12 protein-coding genes and 1 pseudogene are annotated in these 15,174 nt (G+C 72.1%); 5 read left to right on the top strand and 8 right to left on the bottom strand.

The genetic code is table 11. The features are described from left to right. Positions 1–2: 2 nt before the first annotated feature. From KY661_RS28540 to KY661_RS28530, 3 genes are read right to left on the bottom strand one after another with little or no spacing between them, the layout of a single operon-like run. The gene (locus KY661_RS28540; RefSeq protein WP_225413224.1) at positions 3–911 is read right to left on the bottom strand and encodes an SDR family oxidoreductase; all 909 of its coding nucleotides are present in this window, start codon (positions 909–911) and stop codon (positions 3–5) included. Positions 912–918: 7 nt separating this feature from the next. Further along, positions 919–1,881: a sugar phosphate isomerase/epimerase family protein gene (locus KY661_RS28535; RefSeq protein WP_225413223.1), complete on the bottom strand. Its 963-nt coding sequence runs from the start codon at positions 1,879–1,881 to the stop codon at positions 919–921. After that, entirely contained in the window at positions 1,872–3,092 is a 1,221-nt protein-coding gene (locus tag KY661_RS28530; RefSeq protein ID WP_225413222.1) for a 3-dehydroquinate synthase family protein, read from the bottom strand. Before KY661_RS28530 ends, KY661_RS28535 begins: the two co-directional genes overlap by 10 nt. A gap of 185 nt (positions 3,093–3,277) precedes the next feature. Between KY661_RS28530 and KY661_RS28525 the strand changes: the two genes are divergently transcribed. From KY661_RS28525 to KY661_RS28510, 4 genes and pseudogenes are all read left to right on the top strand, one after another. Then, positions 3,278–4,369 carry a sugar phosphate nucleotidyltransferase gene (locus tag KY661_RS28525; RefSeq protein ID WP_225413221.1) on the top strand — a complete coding sequence of 364 codons (1,092 nt, stop codon included), beginning with the start codon at positions 3,278–3,280 and terminating at the stop codon, positions 4,367–4,369. Then, positions 4,366–4,620, top strand: a pseudogene (locus tag KY661_RS37785) (transcriptional regulator domain-containing protein); the annotation flags it as partial. The gene KY661_RS28525 and the pseudogene KY661_RS37785, both read left to right, overlap by 4 nt. Positions 4,621–4,642: 22 nt before the next feature. After that, positions 4,643–5,221 carry a DUF2285 domain-containing protein gene (locus tag KY661_RS28515; protein WP_225413293.1) on the top strand — a complete coding sequence of 193 codons (579 nt, stop codon included), beginning with the start codon at positions 4,643–4,645 and terminating at the stop codon, positions 5,219–5,221. Positions 5,222–5,323: 102 nt separating this feature from the next. After that, a complete protein-coding gene (locus KY661_RS28510) occupies positions 5,324–6,145 on the top strand; it encodes a hypothetical protein (protein WP_225413220.1) in 822 nt (273 codons plus the stop codon). An 11-nt stretch (positions 6,146–6,156) separates the two neighbouring features. Here the strand turns inward: KY661_RS28510 and KY661_RS28505 are convergent, their stop codons facing one another. Then, positions 6,157–6,453 carry a hypothetical protein gene (locus KY661_RS28505; RefSeq protein WP_075005187.1) on the bottom strand — a complete coding sequence of 99 codons (297 nt, stop codon included), beginning with the start codon at positions 6,451–6,453 and terminating at the stop codon, positions 6,157–6,159. 251 nt (positions 6,454–6,704) lie between these two features. Between KY661_RS28505 and KY661_RS28500 the strand changes: the two genes are divergently transcribed. Further along, complete coding sequence (locus tag KY661_RS28500) at positions 6,705–8,063, top strand: immunoglobulin-like domain-containing protein (protein ID WP_225413219.1); 1,359 nt, start codon at positions 6,705–6,707, stop codon at positions 8,061–8,063. Between the two features lie 26 nt (positions 8,064–8,089). Here the strand turns inward: KY661_RS28500 and rho are convergent, their stop codons facing one another. The 4 genes from rho to KY661_RS28480 form a co-directional block, all read right to left on the bottom strand. After that, positions 8,090–9,694, bottom strand: coding sequence for a transcription termination factor Rho (gene rho, locus KY661_RS28495; protein WP_225413218.1), 1,605 nt, complete (start codon positions 9,692–9,694; stop codon positions 8,090–8,092). Positions 9,695–9,968: 274 nt separating this feature from the next. Continuing rightward, entirely contained in the window at positions 9,969–12,458 is a 2,490-nt protein-coding gene (sppA, locus tag KY661_RS28490; protein WP_225413217.1) for a signal peptide peptidase SppA, read from the bottom strand. Positions 12,459–12,506: 48 nt separating this feature from the next. After that, on the bottom strand, positions 12,507–13,721 hold the full coding sequence (locus KY661_RS28485; RefSeq protein WP_225413216.1) for a PEGA domain-containing protein: 1,215 nt from the start codon (positions 13,719–13,721) through the stop codon (positions 12,507–12,509). A 46-nt stretch (positions 13,722–13,767) separates the two neighbouring features. Next, positions 13,768–15,111: a PEGA domain-containing protein gene (locus KY661_RS28480; protein ID WP_225413215.1), complete on the bottom strand. Its 1,344-nt coding sequence runs from the start codon at positions 15,109–15,111 to the stop codon at positions 13,768–13,770. Positions 15,112–15,174: the final 63 nt, after the last annotated feature.

The following is a 15,174-nucleotide window of genomic DNA, read 5'->3' as shown; positions in this document are numbered from 1 at the left end:
CCTCAACGAGGGGACACTTCGAGCAACGGGCGGAGGCGCGCCGCACCGGCGGCGAGGCCCGAGATGCTCAGCCCGGAGAGCTCCGGGAGCTGGTGCAGCCGCAGGCTGCGCAGGCAGGCATTGGGGGGACGGCACGCGTAGCGCCCGGCGGCGCGCTCCACGGGCCGCACGAGGCCCGGGTCCGCGCCCAGGCTCCGGGCGATGAGCTGGCCCCACTCGAAGCGCGAGGCCCGGTCGGGGCCGGCCAGGTGGAGCAGCCCGGCGGTGCCTCCCGGCACCAGGCGCGCGAGAACCGCCGCCGCGTCGTCCACGAGAATGGGCGTGTTCCAGTGGTCCACGGGCGCCTGCACGGACTGCCCGGCGCGCACGGTGTCCGCCACCACCATGAAGAAGTTGCGCCAGCCGCGTTCCGGGCCGCGCGGCTCGTAGCCGTAGACGAGGCTGGTGCGGACGATGAGGGCGCCCGGGTCCGCCGTGAGCAGCACCCCCTCGGCGGCGAGCTTTGCCCGGCCATAGGCGTTGGCGGGGCAGGGGGCGTGGGCTTCGTCGTAGCCGGGGGCCTGGCCGTCGAAGACGTTGTCCGTGGAGATGAGCACCTTGCGGACCGTGGGGGCCTCCTGGCACAGGCGCGTGGCGATGCCCGCGTGCAGGGCCATGGCCGCCTCGGGCGCCTGCTCGCACCCGGTGATGTCCGAGGGCCCATGCACGAGCACCACGGCCTGCGCCCCGGTGGCGGCCACCGCCTGGGCGATGGCCCCCGGCCGCGAGGCATCCAGGCCGAGCCACGCCGCGTCCCCGAGCCCCTCGGGCCGGTGGCGCGAGGACAGGGTGGCGGTGAGCCCCGCTTCCCGCAGGGCCTGGCCGAGCCGCTGGCCGATGAAGCCGCTGCCGATGATGAGCACCCGCTTCATGCGCGCCTCACCACCAGCGTTCCTGCCGGGGGGTGTGCAGCAGCAGGGGCCGGATGAAGTCGAGCGCCAGGCGGCAGCCCTCCCAGCGGCCGAGGGTGTTGTCCTCGTTCTCCACGGCCACATCCCCGGTGTAGCCCGCCAGGTGCAGCTCGGTGAGGATGCGGCGCCAGTCGAGCTGGCCCCAGCCGGGAATCCGGAAGCGGAAGTTGCGCTCGGCCGGCGCGTAGTAGCGGTTGTGCGCCAGGAAGTGCCGCCGCGTCACCGGGCGCAGCACCTCGGCGTCCTTGGCGTGGACGTGCCAGATGCGGCTGCCGAACTGGCGGATGAAGTCCACCGCATCCACCCCGGCCAGGGCCAGGTTGCCGGTGTCCACGTTGAAGCCCCACTCGGCGAACTCGCCCAGCACCTCCAGGCTCCGCGCGGCGCTCTCCGTCTCGTACACGAGCTGCTTGGGGTGCAGCTCGTGCGCGAAGCGCACCCCGTACTCGCGGTATACGGGCAGCACCTGGCCCATCACCTCCGCGCACTGGGCGAACTGGGGCGCCCACCCGTCCTCCTGCCCCGGCCAGCGGAACCAGCGCGCGTAGTCCGGACAGCCGATGAAGCCCGCCACCAGGCGCACCCCCAGGGCGTCCGCCGCCCGGGCGCAGTCCTGCATGCGCCGGATGGCGTAGGCCCGCTTCTCCGCGGGGGTGCCCTTGTAGATGCCGTCCGTCACCTCGTGCAGCGGCCCCAGCAGGAGCTGCCCATCCGCGTGGTTGCTGATCGCCGAGATGGACAGGCCCGCGTCCGCGAGCTGCCGCTGCACGCTGGCGCGCCGGGTGGGCTCCAGCAGGTCCTCCAGCTGGAGCATGCGTGAGGAGGTGTCGACCGCCAGGTCGATGCACTCCAGGCCCAGCGCCTTCACCCGGGAGAGGGCCTCCCCGAGGGGCAGGTCCATGTAGGCCGTGGACGCGAGGCTCAGCCGCATGCCGGAGCCTCCTTCGCGACGAGCTGGCAGGCGGCGTCGTACTGGCCCCGGGTGATGTCGTCGATGATGGTGCAGCGGTCGATCGCCGTGGGCATGACGAGCAGCAGCCGGCCGTTGCGCACCAGCCGGGCCGTCTCCAGGTGGTGCCACACCACCTCCCGCAGCTCGTCCGGCACGGTGACGGGCAGCCGCAGCTTGCTCAGCAGCCGGAGCACGCGGCGCAGCGTGTCCGGCGAGGCGAGCCCCATGCCCACGGAGATGCCGGTGACGGTGGCGGTGCCGATGGCCACTGCCTCGCCGTGCCGGTAGCGCACGTAGTTCGTCGCGGCCTCCAGGCCGTGGCCCACGCTGTGGCCCAGGTTGAGCAACCGGCGCAGGTCCTGCTCGAAGGGGTCCGGCGCGAGCAGCTCGAGCTTCTTGCCGATGGCCGCCGGGATGATGGGCTCCAAGCTCTCGATGAACGGCCCGGGCGCGGGCTGGTCCACCGCCCAGGTGCCCTGCATGGGCAGCCGCTCCAACTGCTCGAAGAGGCCCGGGGTGCCGATGAGGGCCACCTTCACCACCTCGGCCAGGCCGTTGATGACTTCCGCCAGGGGCAGGGTGGCCAGACACGACGGATCAATGACGACCAGGTCCGGGTGATAGAAGCCGCCGATGAGGTTCTTGCCCGTGCTGTGGTCGACGCCGACCTTGCCCCCGATGGCCCCGTCCACCTGGCCCATCAAGGACGTGGCCACGTTGGCGTAGGGGATGCCCCGCAGGTAGGTGGTGGCCACGAAGCCCACGAGATCACACAGCACGCCCCCGCCCAGGGCCACGAGGAAGGTGCGGCGGCGCACGCCCTTCGCGCGCAGCTCGTCCCAGAGCCGCTGCGCCTGGGCGACGGACTTCGACGTCTCGCCCGCGGGCAGGTGGATGCTCTGCACGCGCGCCCCCGTGGCGCTGATGCGCTTCATCACCAGCTCCGCGTACAGGGGGCCCACGTGGTGGTCGGTGATGACGACGGCGGAGTCCGCGTCGTTGGCCGCCATCACCGGGCCCAGGAGCGCATCGAGCCGGGCCAGGGTGCCCCGGCCCACATGAATGGCGTAGCGGTCCTCCCGGTGCACCGTGACGCGGTAGCCCGCGGGCGCGCCCTCGATGAGGAGCGAGCCATGGTGAGGGGACTTCACGTCAGGGGTAGGGCTGGCTGTGGATCCAATGGAAGGCATGGGGTCGGCTCCCGGGCAACGCGAGGTGTCTGCCGCGGACGAACAGGTAGTGGGAGCCGCCGTGGCCAGGGAGTGGGAAACGGGCAGGGCGGCGTTTTTCCACTCTCCCCGGGTGCTGGGCTGCTGCTTACTTCCATGCAACACGAGGCCGCGCGGCCCGGCCCTGCGGGAGAGGAGCGTCGTCCATGGAGCACTTGCGAGCGGTGTTACTGGCCGGCGGGCGCGGCGTGCGCATGGGCCGCCTGGGGCACGGCCGGCTCAAGCCGCTGGTGCCCTTCGGCGGCCAGTGCCACCTCATCGACTTCAGCCTCTTCAACTGCCGCGCCTCGGGCATCGGGGAAGTGCTGTTGATGTCCCAGCACAACGAGGCCCCGCTGCTGCACTACTTGCTGGAGCGCTGGCACGGCCAGGGGATGAAGATCCACTTCGGCCCCTACCAGGGCGTGACGCGCGAGACGTGCGAGCACATGCTCGCCACGGTGCACCGGCCCGTGGAGGCCGGCACGGCCGATGCCCTGCGCTTCAACGCGCCCTACATCTTCGGCCCGGGCGTGCGGGACGTGCTCGTGCTCCATGCCGACCACGTCTACCGGTTCGACTACGGGCCGATGCTGGCCCTGCACCGCGAGCGCCGCGCGGCGCTGACGCTCGGCTACCAGCGCATCGCCCGCGAGGCCGTACCGCTCTTTGGCATGGTGGAGTTTGGCGAGGACGGCCAGCTGCTGCGCTTCGTGGAGAAGCCCGCCGCGCCCACCGCCGACACCGTCTTCACCGCGGTGGCCATCTTCTCCGCGGAGCCCTTGCAGCGGTACCTGGAGACGCTGTCGCGGGGGCCGTGGCAGGCGGACATCAGCCGGGATGTCATCCCCGCCATGCTCCAGGCCGGCGAGCGCATCCTCGGCTACCGGTTCGACGGGTACTGGGAGGACATCGGCACGGTGGCGCGCTACCTGGAGGCCCACCGCCGCCTCGTCGCGGAGCCGCCCACGCTCAGCCCCGGGCAGATGCCGCACACGCTCACGCCCGGCGTGGCCCGCCACTGGGTGCGCCATGCCGGGGGGCTTCGCCACACGCTCACCGGCGAGGATGTGCGGTGTGAGGGCCAGGCCGAGCGCTCGGTGCTCTTTCCGGGCGTGGTGATTGGCCCGCGCGCGGTGGTGCGCGACAGCGTGGTGCTGCCCGGGGCGCGCATCGACGGGGACAGCCTCGTCGAGGGCAGCATCGTGCTCGATGGGGAGCACGTCCACGGCACCCACCTCCAGAACCGAACGGAATGAAGCCCCGCGGCCCCGTGGCCCCCAGCCAGGAGAAAGAGAGCGTCATGCCGAGCGACAGGGTTCATTCCACCGATGGCGGGCGCCGGGCGTCCCTGCTCTCGCGCAGCGGGTGGGCCTGGGAGTTCTTGCGCCGCAACCCCACCTACCAAGCCCAATGGAAGGCCCTGGAGGCCCAGGGCCGGCAGCCCACGCACTTCTTCGCGGGAGACTTAGAGGTGCGGCGCGTCACCGAGCGCCATGAGGAGGTCGCTCCGTGGGGACTCCTGGCGTTTCGTGGATCCCTCGCTCGATGCCTGGTCCACCTCCGTGTTCTGGGCCCACGGCGCACTGCCCCGGCTGAACGCCCGCATCCTCACGGGCCCCGCGCGCGCGCGCGGCTTCTTGCTGGAGCACCTGCGGTGCCAGAAGAGCCTGCTGCTGTCCCCCGAGGGCGGCACGCTGATGCTCACGGGCAACGGGGAGACGGTGGCGCTGGGGTGCGAGGGCGAGGTGGAGGCCCTGCTCGCGCCCGGGGCCGCCTTCGTCCTCTGGGTGTCCGGGCCGGAGGATCTCGACGGGGCCATCTCCGCCCTGGATGACTTCCGGACCCTGCTGGGAGAGGAACTGCCGGAGCCGCTGCCCCGCTCCAAGCAGCTCCAGAGCTACCTGACGGCGCTGGATGCGGCGAAGGCGGGCGCCTCGTACCGGGACATCGCCGTGCTCCTGTATGGCGAGGCGGCCGCGGCCAAGCACTGGCGGAATCCCGCCCGGCACATGAAGGATGCCGTCCGCTACGCCGTCCGGCGAGGAGGCGAGCTCATGGAGGGCGGCTACCGCCGGCTGCTGATGAAGCAACTGGCGGGGACGGTGTAGGTCCGCTAGCGGACGCTTCCTGGCCCCTGGGCCGGAGTTCCAGTTGGCGGGGCCGGGGTGCGTCTCCATCTCACGTGAAGGCTTTGGGTTCAGGAGGGCGGGATGCGGCGCATCGCATGGGTGGTGCTGTGGGGAGTCATGCTCGGGACGATGGGGGGTTGCTCGCTCCGCAAGGTGTCCAGAAACGCGGCCGCGGGGGCCATCGAGTCCCTGGGCAAGCCGGGTGAGGAGGAGGCCTTCCGGAGCAAGGTGTCCCAGGTGGCCGACCGGCTCCTGGAAGGTGCCCTGGTGGATCCGCCCAGCGCCCGGGACGTGGGCCGGGACACCGCCAGCGGCATGCTGGAGGGCGTCGAGGGCTACCTCTCCGAGGACGGACGGGGCGCGCGGCTCGGCGAGGCCGGGGCGGAGTTCGCCCAGGAGATGGTGCCCGTGCTGGCCGCGGAGATGCGGCACATGGGGCCCACCGGCCGCTACCTCCTCGAGCAGAGCGGGCAGGGGCTCGTGGATGGGCTCTCCTCCCGCCGGGGGGAGATCGCCGCGCTGATGGCCGAGATCGCCGACCAGGTGGGCCGCTCCATGGCGAGCGCCATGGCCCAGCAGCTCCGCACCGAGCTGCAGAACCAGCAGGCCCCGCTGGCCGCGGACACGGCCCTCTCCCAGGCGGTGGAGGGGGTGGCCTACCGGGCCGCGGCGGCCGCGGTGCGCGGGGGCATGAACGAGCTGGGCCAGACGGTGCCCGAGTGCAAGGACGGCCCGTGCGCGCCCCAGGTCGTCTCTCAGCTCAGCCGCTCCGCCCTGGGCGGCGCCGTGGCGGCCCTGCTGCCCGTGGCGCTCGTGGGGCTGGGCGCCTTCATGGTGGGCGTGGTGGTGGCGGCGCTCGCGGCGCGGGCCTTCGCGCGCCGGCAGCCGGCCCGCCGCGTGTAAAGCGCGGCGCCTCAGTGCGGCCCCGTGTCCTCCACGGGGAGCGTCAAGGTGCGCCGCACCAGGTCCCGGCAGGTGGGGCAGAGGACGCCGGAGCGCTCCCAGTGCACCTGCTCCTCCCACTCGCGCGCATCCTCCGGCCCCTGCTCCAACTGCTGGAGCAGGGCGTCGAGGCCGCCGGCATCGTCACCTCCTGACGCGTCGAGCACATCCTGCTCACCCTGGAGGACCAGGGTGAAGCGGTAGTACAGCTCGCGCGCGGAAATGGAGCGCCCGCAGGTGGCGCACCTCTTCGGCGAAAGTGTTGTCACGGACAGGCAGTCTACCAACTCCCCCCGGCCCGAGTGCGGGGCCTGCAACGCTGTCCACCGGGCCATCCTCTGTGTCTGGATTCTTTCGCGCCGGAGGACATCTGGGGGATGCGCGACAGCCCTGCTCCATTGGAAATTGCCGCCCCGGCGGCCAGAGCGCAGTCTTCAACGCATCCCTGCTGCTGACACTGAAAATAAGTCGTCAGGGCAGAGACGCTGAGTTGAACGGCTGAAGTTTTCGGGGGGGAATCATGAAACGCACTGGATGGGGTGTCCTGGTGGGCGCTGGCGTTGTGTTGGGGGGAATGCCTGCCGCCGCGCAGACGCGCTCGCCGTGGCAGATGCACCATGGGCTGGAGGCCTCCACCTCCAACCCACAGGGCCTGCGGGAATTCTCGTGTACACCCGCGCACCACGGTGACAGCTGTGAATACGAGGAGGCCACCATTCCCCCGGGAGAGGACACGGGGTGGGCCCTCGCGCCAAACCCAGACACGATTGGCTTCTCCATCCCCTCGCGCATCTGCCAGGCGCCGGTGGTGTGTTTCGCGTATGGAGACTTCACCTATTTCCAGACGTTCGTGGATGTGCCCGCGAACGTGGCGGTGACCGAGTTCACCCTCTCCTTCGAGGGCATGGATGATGGCTCGCGGGTGACGCTCTTCAACTCCACGCACCCGCAGGGGCTCGTCGTCCCCGGCAGCTACGTGTACCTGAACGGCTCGGGCACGGCGAACCTGGGCACCTATGTGAAGGCCGGCGAGCGCAACCGCGTGGTCGTCACCCAGGTGGATGATTGCTGCTCGGGCAACCGGCTGCAGAAGGCGGAGGTGGTGCTCAACGGGAAGGTGCTCGAGACGCCCTCCGGCAGCTGCCAGGGCCCCAGCGACTGCGACGACGGCAACGCGTGCACCACGGACGTGTGCAAGCCCGACGGGACGTGTGAGCACCCGCTGCTGGTCTGCTCCGGCGGCCAGTCCTGCGGCCAGAACCCCGGCGGGGACAACGGGGATGAGGACGAGGGCAACGGTGGGGATGGCGATGGCGGCGGCGTCATCATCGGCATCCAGGGCCAGGGCCCGGCCACCTGCCCGGGGAACCTCACGGACCTGACGATGTCGGTGCAGGGCACGCTCGACATGGTGCTGGAGTGCGGCCAGGACACCTGGAAGGACCCCGGCGCCCGCGCGTGGGATGCCTCCTGCAACGCCTTGCAGGTGCACACGTTCAACACGGGCAGTGACGGGTACGGCCCGGGCCCCAACCCGTGCGCCGAGGGCACCTACTCGGTGCAGTATGTCGCGTGGGATGCGGAGGGCCGCACCACCAGCTCCGTGCGCACGGTGAAGGTGGACGACACCACGCCGCCCACCTTCCGGCTCAAGGGCCCCGCGCACGTGACGCACACCTGTGGCACCCAGTGGGTGGATCCGGGTTGGGAGGCCATGGATGCCTGCTACGGCAACATCTCCCCCGAGGTGCACTGGTCGGGCTTCCCCAACGCCTGGGTGGAGGGCTCCTACACGGTGGTCTACACGCTCACCGACAGCGGGGGGAACACGGCCCCCACGCTGTCGCGCACCGTGGATGTGGTGAACTGCCCCTGGTAGGCCCGTAGGCCGCTGGGCCGCTGCGCCTACAACTCGTCGAAGAACTCGTCGTTGTAGGTGTAGCGGCTCAGGCGCTTGATGAGCGCCTCCATGGCCTCCACGGGCTTCACCGAGAAGAGCATCTGCCGCAGCTTGCGGATCTTCTCGTACTCCTTGAGGGTGAAGAGCTTCTCCTCCTTGCGCGTGCCGGACTGGGCGATGTTGATGGCGGGGAAGACGCGCTTCTCGGCGAGCAGCCGGTCCAGCGTCACCTCGGAGTTACCGGTGCCCTTGAACTCCTCGAAAATCACCTCGTCCATGCGGCTGCCGGTGTCGATGAGCGCCGTGCCGATGATGGTGAGCGTGCCGGCCTCTTCCGTGGCGCGCGCGGCGCCAAAAATCCGCTTGGGGCGCTCCAGCGCGCGGCTGTCCACGCCGCCGGTGAGGGTGCGGCCCGAGCTGTCCACTTCCTTGTTGTAGGCGCGCGCCAGCCGGGTGATGGAGTCCAGGAGGATGAGCACGTCCTTGCCGCTCTCCACGAGCCGGCGCGCGCGCTCCAGCGCCAGCTCCGCCACCTTGAGGTGGTCGCCCGTGGGCCGGTCCGAGCTCGAGGCGAGCACCTCCGCCTTGATGCTGCGGCGCATGTCGGTGACTTCCTCGGGGCGCTCGTCGATGAGCAGCACCATGACATGCATTTCCGGGTGGTTGGCGAGCACCGCCTGGGCGATGCGCTGGAGCATGATGGTCTTTCCCGTCTTGGGCGGGGCGACGATGAGCGCGCGCTGCCCCTTGCCGATGGGGGCAATCAGGTCCAGCACCCGGGTGACCATCTCCTTGTGGCCGTTCTCCAGCTTGAGGCGCTCGATGGGGTCCACCGAGGTGAGGTCCGCGAAGTGGGGCAGCCGGGGCGCCCCGTCCAGCGGGCGGCCGTCCACGGTGTCCACGCGCTGGATGAGGCCCTTGGTGCCCCGCATCTGCGCGAACGCGGTGACGTACTGGCCCTGACGCAGCCGCAGCTTCTGCACCAGGTTCTTGGGCAGCTCCGCGTCATCCGGCGAGGGCAGCAGGTTCTTCTTCAGCTGGCGCAGGAAGGCGTTGGGCCCCTTGGCCTCGGTGTCCAGCACGCCCTCCACGGGGGACAGGTTCTGCTGGGGCGCGGCGTGGCCCTGCGCGCCGCCGTGGTGCTGCTGCCGCGGGCCGTGGTGGCCGTGCTGCTGCCCGCCGGCGGGGGGCGGCGGCTGGCCGTGGCCCTGGGGCTGCGGCGGGGCCTGCGGGGGCTGTTGCTGCTGCTGGGCCAGGCGCTGCTGGTACTGCTGGAGCTCCTGCGGGGTGAGGAACACCTGCACCATCTGCCCGTCCTGCCCGGGCTGCATGCGGTAGGCCTGGCCCTCCGGGGTGAAGAGCACCTGCGCGCCCCGGCGGCGGCGGCGGCGGCGGCGGCGGCGGCCACCGCCCGGGCCCGGAGGCCCGCCGGGGCCGGCCTGGCCCGGCGTGGACGAGGCATCGCCCTCATCGGGCCCCTCATCCCCGTCGCCGTCATCACCACCATCGCCATCGCCCCCGTCATGGTCCGGGGCGGACGGCTCGGGCCGGGCGGCCTCGGCGGGACGGAGGGGATTGCGCGGATCGTTGTTGTCAGGGGTTTCGCTCATGGAATTCCGGAGGCAGTCCGCACGGAGGGGCCGGGAGGCCGGAGCCGCGCGGGTTCGACGTACATGTGGGACAGGGTGCCTGACGCGGGGCCGTCGAGGGGACCCACGCACCAGTGCGCGGGCACTCGCCGGCCAGAACCGCCGGTCCTGGAACCCTCCAGCGGCCCGAAAGCCAGCCCGAGGGCATCTCCTACCCTATCAGAGGACCCGCGAGAGACTTCGAGAATTTCATCCACGGGGGGACCCCGGTTGCATGGAACCAGACGCTGTGGCCCTACCGGGTGGACAGGGAAAAGGGCAGGGCGGCTTTTAACCCCGGCTCCAGCGCCTCGCCCGTGAGCCCCGTCTCCCGGAGGAGCCCCTGCAGGCCAGGGGGGAGCGTGGCGGTGGGGCCGGGCAGCAGCCGGGCGAGCACCCCCGGCTCGCCGCCCAGGGAGGAGAACAGCCCCTTCGCATCCCCGTACACCACCAGCTCCAGCTCCTCCGTGGGCGAGGCCCCGCCCCGGCGCCGGGCCGCCGCCACCGCGTCCGGCAGCCCCCCCAGCCGGTCCACCAGCCCCCGCGCGTGGGCGTCCTGGCCGGACCAGACGCGGCCCCGGGCCAGGCGGTCCACCTGGGCCTTCTCCAGCTTCCGGGCCTGGGCCACGTAGGTGATGAAGTCGTCATAGCTGGTGTCCACCCAGGCCTGCACCGCGCGCTGCTCCTCGGGCGTCCACGGGCGCCAGAAGCCCATGAGGTCCGCCAGCGGGGCCCGGGGCAGCGTCTGCTGCGTCACCCCCAGCTTGTCCTCCAGCAGGCCCTTGAGGGCGGGCTTCAGGTAGAAGACGCCGATGCTGCCGGTGAGGGTGGTGGGGTTGGCGAAGACTTCGTCCGCGGCCATGGCCGCGTAGTAGCCGCCCGAGGCCGCCACATCCCCCATGGAGGCGATGACGGGCTTCACCTTCTTGGCCTCCAGCACCGCCCGGTACATCAGGTCCGAGGCGAGCACGTCCCCGCCGCCGGAGTCCACGCGCAGGACGATGGCCACCACGGAGGGGTCCACCTGGGCCCGGTACAGCGCCAGGGCCACCGTCTCCGCCCCGGCGATGCGGCTGGCGCCCAGCGGATCCTCCCGGCTCTTGCCCCCGGCGATGGTGCCCAGCACGGGCACGATGGCGATGCGGCGCGTGCTGCCCCAGCGCGTCTGCCGCGCGTCCCTCGGCGTGTAGTCCTCCGCGTAGGCGGCGCCCGGCACGAGCTGCTCCAGCCGCTCCTGCAGCGCCTCCTGGCCCTCGACGATGCCGTCGATGAGTCCCAGGGACTGGGCCATGCGGGGCGGTATGAGGCCCACCTTCCAGGCCTCGCGCAGCCGCTCCACCGGCAGCTTGCGCCCGCTCGTCACCGCCTGCTCGTACCAGCCCACCTGCGTGTCCAGCCAGGCGTTGAGCGTCTCCCGCTCCGCCTCGCTCATGTCCTTCCGGGTGAGCTGCTCGGGCGCCGTCTTGTACTCGCCCACGCGCGCCACGTCCCAGGACACGCCCAGCTTCTCCATCGTCCCGCCCACGCTGGTGACGCTCGCCGACAGGCCGTTGATGAGGAACGAGGAGGCGGGCAGTGCGTAAATCTGGTCCGCGGCGGAGGCGACGAAGTAGCCCTGGTCGTCACACGAGAGCGCCAGCGCCAGCACCTTCTTGCCCGCGGCGCGCAGCCGCAGCACCGCCTGCCGCAGCTCCTCGGCCCGTCCCCAGCCCAGGCCGCCCAGCCCCTCCATCTTCAGCACCACGCCGCGCAGCCGCTCGTCGCGCGTGGCCAGCTCCAGGAAGCGCATCAGCCGCAGGTAGGGGTCCGAGCCGGTGATGCCCAGCAGCGCCAGCCCGGGGTTGCCCCCTCCGGCGAGCCGGTCGTTCAGATCCACCAGCGCCACCACCCGCGAGGCCTCGGCCAGGCTCCGGTAGGGCGCCAGGGACAGGCGCAGCGCCAGCGTGTGGTCCAGCCCATCCTCCGTGCCGCCGCCCGCGTAGGTGAGGCCCAGGAACGCCGTGTCCAGCGTGGCGGCCACCTGCACGGACAGCGGCTCGCCCCGCCTCAGGCCATGCGAGGCCCCCGCGCTCAGCCGCAGCCCCCGCACCACCTCGGCCTTCAGCGTGTAGCTCAGGCGGCCCTCGTCCAGCCCCCCGGGGCGCAGCAGGTAGTCCGCGCCCAGCGTGTAGCGCTCGCCGAAGGGCCGCAGGCCCACGCCCAGCTCCAGGGTGCGCGGCAGCTTCAGGGCGCCTTCCTCCGGCGCGTTGACGTCCTTCGCGACAATCCCGTAGGAGAAGCTCCGCGCGGGGCGCCCCGACACGCCCACGTCCCAGCTCGACAGCCGGTCCAGGGCCGCGCTCTCCTCCGAGGAGAAGGCATGGTGCGCGGCGCCGAGCGCCAGCGTGTCCGTGCCCAGCGAGAAGCCGAACGTGGTGCGGCGGTAGTCCGGCCCGGCCGGGTGGCGCAGCCACTCCACCCCCAGGCCCAGCCCGGCCGCCCCGAACAGCGAGGTGCCGGTGAACAGGCCGTTGCCCACCTGGTCCAGCACCCGGTGGCGCTCGTGCACGTAGAAGAGCTGGGGCGCCTCCACGAAGCGCAGGCCCGCGGGGTTGATGGACAGCGAGGTGGCCTCGTCCACCAGCGCCGTGGACTCCGGCGGGAGCGTCAGCCCCCGCGAGCCGACGAGCGGGCGGACGATGGCGGGGGTCTGGGCGAGGACGGCACCCGGGAGCAGGAGCAGGGGCAAGGCCAGGAGAAGGCGCATACGCGGCCGGACTCTAGGCCGGGCCCTGCCCAGGACAAGCGCCCCGCGCTACCAATCCTCCGTACCGTTCACTCCATCGAGCGGATCGCCGCCACGGGGTTTCTTCTCGGACACACCGCGGCGGCCGCCCGCGCTCTCCCCGTTCCAGTCCTCGGTGCCCTGGCGGTTGTCCAGCGGGTCCGAGTGCTTCTTCTCCTTGGGGTTGCCGCCGCCCAGGGCGGTGGTGACGAGCGCGTTCACCAACCGGCCCAGCTCCGCCTTCTCCTGGCCGAACTCGTCGCCCTGGAGCACCACGCGCTTGCCCGCGAGCTTCTTGCCGCTGCGCAAGTCGAAGAAGCCCACCACCAGCTCCGTGCCCTGGGGGCCCAGTGCCTTCACCGTGCCGAGCATGCCGCGGTCCACGCCCAGGGCCTTGCCCAGCGCGGTGGCCGCCGGGCTGGGCGCCGTCTTGACGATTTCCGCGGCCACCGCGTCCAGCTGCGCGTCGTACTTCTTGTACTCGGGGGTGGGGGTGAGCTCGGCGGCCACCTCCACGTCGTCCGGCGACACCTCGATGAGCTCGCCGTGCTGCCGGAAGCCGGGGCGCTCCAGGCGCAGCAGGTGCTTGCCCACCTGCATCGTGTTCACCGTCATCGGGGTGTAGCCCTGGAACTCCCCGTCCACGTACACGCGCGCGCCGGCCGGCTGGCTCTTCACCACCGCGCTGCCGCGCAGCATCGCGCTGCGGCTGGTGGCCACCTGGGCCCGCAGGGCGATGAACTCCTTGGGGTAGCGCTTGGGGTTCAGCTCGAACGTGGGGTTGAGCGCCATCAAGTCAATGAGGTGCAGCCGGGCCTCCTCCACGTCCCCGCGCCGGTGGAGCACGGCGGCATACAGGGCGGTGGCCTCGCACAGCTCGGTGCAGGTGCTCATCACCCCCGCGGCCGCCTGCAGCTCCTTGAGGGCCGCGCGCAGCTTGCGCTCCGCGTCCTCGTAGTCGTTGGCCTCGTAGGCCTTGAGGCTCTGCGTGAGCCCCTGGGTGCCCCGCTGGAGCGCGGCCTTGGCCTCCTCGTCCTGGGGCATGCCGAACAGCTCCTCGGGCTTGCGCACCGTGAAGCCGGAGAACTGCTCCAGCCCTTCGAGCAGGTAGCTCTCGAGCTTCACGCCCCGCGCCTCGGCCCCCTGGTCCATGGGGATGAGCAGCGCGCTGACGCGCCGCGGGGTGGGCGGAGGGGCGGCCGCCAGGGCAAGGGCGGGGAACAATGCGAGCGCCAGGGCTTTCATGGAGAGACCTCGGAACCTGCCGATACGTGCGAGGGGAGGGCCATTCCTAGAAGCCCAGTCCCGGGAAACCAGAGATGACGCCGCCGGACCGCCCCTTGCTGGCCTGGGTGGCATAGAGCACGCCGCCCGTCACCACGGCGGCGCCGCCCACCACGGCGGCCCAGAACCAGGGCTTCTTGACGAGCGTCGCCGTCAGGGGTGCGGGCGGGGGGGCCGACAGCGGCCCTCCCACCAGGAAGCCGTGGATGCGCTCCGCGGCCCCTTCCACGCTGTCGCCGGGCTTCTTCGAGCGCGCGTCCATCCGCACGCCGCGCAGCCGGCCTTGCGTCTGCACATCCCACACCTGCACCTCGCCGCCCACGCGGCCCTTCTTCTCGCTCACCGCGGCGAGCACCACGTAGCGCGCGCCCAGCCGCTCGCCCAGGGCGGCCACCTCGGGGGGCAGCGCGCTGGCCTGGAAGCCCTGCTCGGAGGTGGCCCGGGCCACGGTGTCCCGCAGGGTGGCCATCTCCGGCAGCAGCGCCAGCGAGGGCTTCAGCTCGGCCCGCTGGCCGGAGGCCACCTGCGGGTAGGCGATGGCGGCCTGGTAGCCGGGCCGGGACACCACCACCGGGTGCCGCCCCACGTGCAGCGTCAGCTCCGGCAGCGGGGTGAGGCCCACGTCCTTGCCGTCCACCGTCACCTTCGCGCCCCGGGGGGCCGAGTCGATGGCGAGCGTGCCCGGCGGCTGCCGGGAGAACTCCTGCTGCATGTCCGTGAAGGCCGTCTGCACGTCCGTGCCGAACAGGTTCGAGTCCGGCTGGGTGGTGGGGGAGGCCGACAGGGCCTGCAGGAAGGAGCGCTGGGCCGCCTTCGCATCCCCGTTGAGCAGCTGCGAGGCGCCGAGGAAGAGGAAGGTGCTTGCCAGCCGCTCGGGCTTCAGCGCCTCGGGGTGCCGCTGGTAGGCCTCCGCCGCGGCGAGGAACTTCCCCGCGGCGGCCTCGGGATCCAGGTTGTCGTAGAGCCCCTTGCCCTCCTCGAAGAGGGCGTCGGCCTCCGCCAGGGAGGCGGGGGCGGGCGGGGGAAACACGGCCGCCAGGTCCACCAGGGCCACATCCGGCTTCGCGGCCAGCAGGCCGGAGAGCTGCTCCTGGAGCGCCTCGGCGGAGGCCGGGGAGGCGCCTGGACGCGGCGCGGCAAACACCACCGTCCGGGGGCCCACGGGCATGGGCTGCACCTCGGCCACGGGGGCGGGCGGCGGCTCGGCAGGGGGGGGAAGGGGCTCGGCGGCGGGCGCCACGGGGGCGCTCACCGCGGCGGGCTTCTTCGCCTTGGCGCGGCGGGAGGACTGGGCCTCGGCGGAGACGCTCAGGGCGAGCGCGAGCACGAGGAGAAGACGGACAGGGGGCACGGCCCGGATGCTACCCGAGCCGGACCCCTGGACACCATGCTCTGCGGGAGCGGGCTCCCGGCA

Origin of the sequence: Allostigmatella hybrida (assembly GCF_020103775.1) — a bacterium.
Lineage (GTDB): Bacteria > Myxococcota > Myxococcia > Myxococcales > Myxococcaceae > Hyalangium > Hyalangium aurantiaca.
The sequence above is the reverse complement of the archived record's forward strand: the minus strand, read 5'-3'. Positions and strand labels throughout refer to the sequence as shown.

Bases quoted from the DNA above. Each gene is read 5' to 3' on its own strand.
- KY661_RS28510 (WP_225413220.1), top strand. From the start codon at position 5,324: ATGCGGCGCATCGCATGGGTGGTGCTGTGGGGAGTCATGCTCGGGACG.
- KY661_RS28500 (WP_225413219.1), top strand. From the start codon at position 6,705: ATGAAACGCACTGGATGGGGTGTCCTGGTGGGCGCTGGCGTTGTGTTG.
- rho (WP_225413218.1), bottom strand. From the start codon at position 9,694: ATGAGCGAAACCCCTGACAACAACGATCCGCGCAATCCCCTCCGTCCC.
- KY661_RS28530 (WP_225413222.1), bottom strand. From the start codon at position 3,092: ATGCCTTCCATTGGATCCACAGCCAGCCCTACCCCTGACGTGAAGTCC.
- KY661_RS28540 (WP_225413224.1), bottom strand. From the start codon at position 911: ATGAAGCGGGTGCTCATCATCGGCAGCGGCTTCATCGGCCAGCGGCTC.
- KY661_RS28525 (WP_225413221.1), top strand. From the start codon at position 3,278: ATGGAGCACTTGCGAGCGGTGTTACTGGCCGGCGGGCGCGGCGTGCGC.
- KY661_RS28535 (WP_225413223.1), bottom strand. From the start codon at position 1,881: ATGCGGCTGAGCCTCGCGTCCACGGCCTACATGGACCTGCCCCTCGGG.
- KY661_RS28485 (WP_225413216.1), bottom strand. From the start codon at position 13,721: ATGAAAGCCCTGGCGCTCGCATTGTTCCCCGCCCTTGCCCTGGCGGCC.
- sppA (WP_225413217.1), bottom strand. From the start codon at position 12,458: ATGCGCCTTCTCCTGGCCTTGCCCCTGCTCCTGCTCCCGGGTGCCGTC.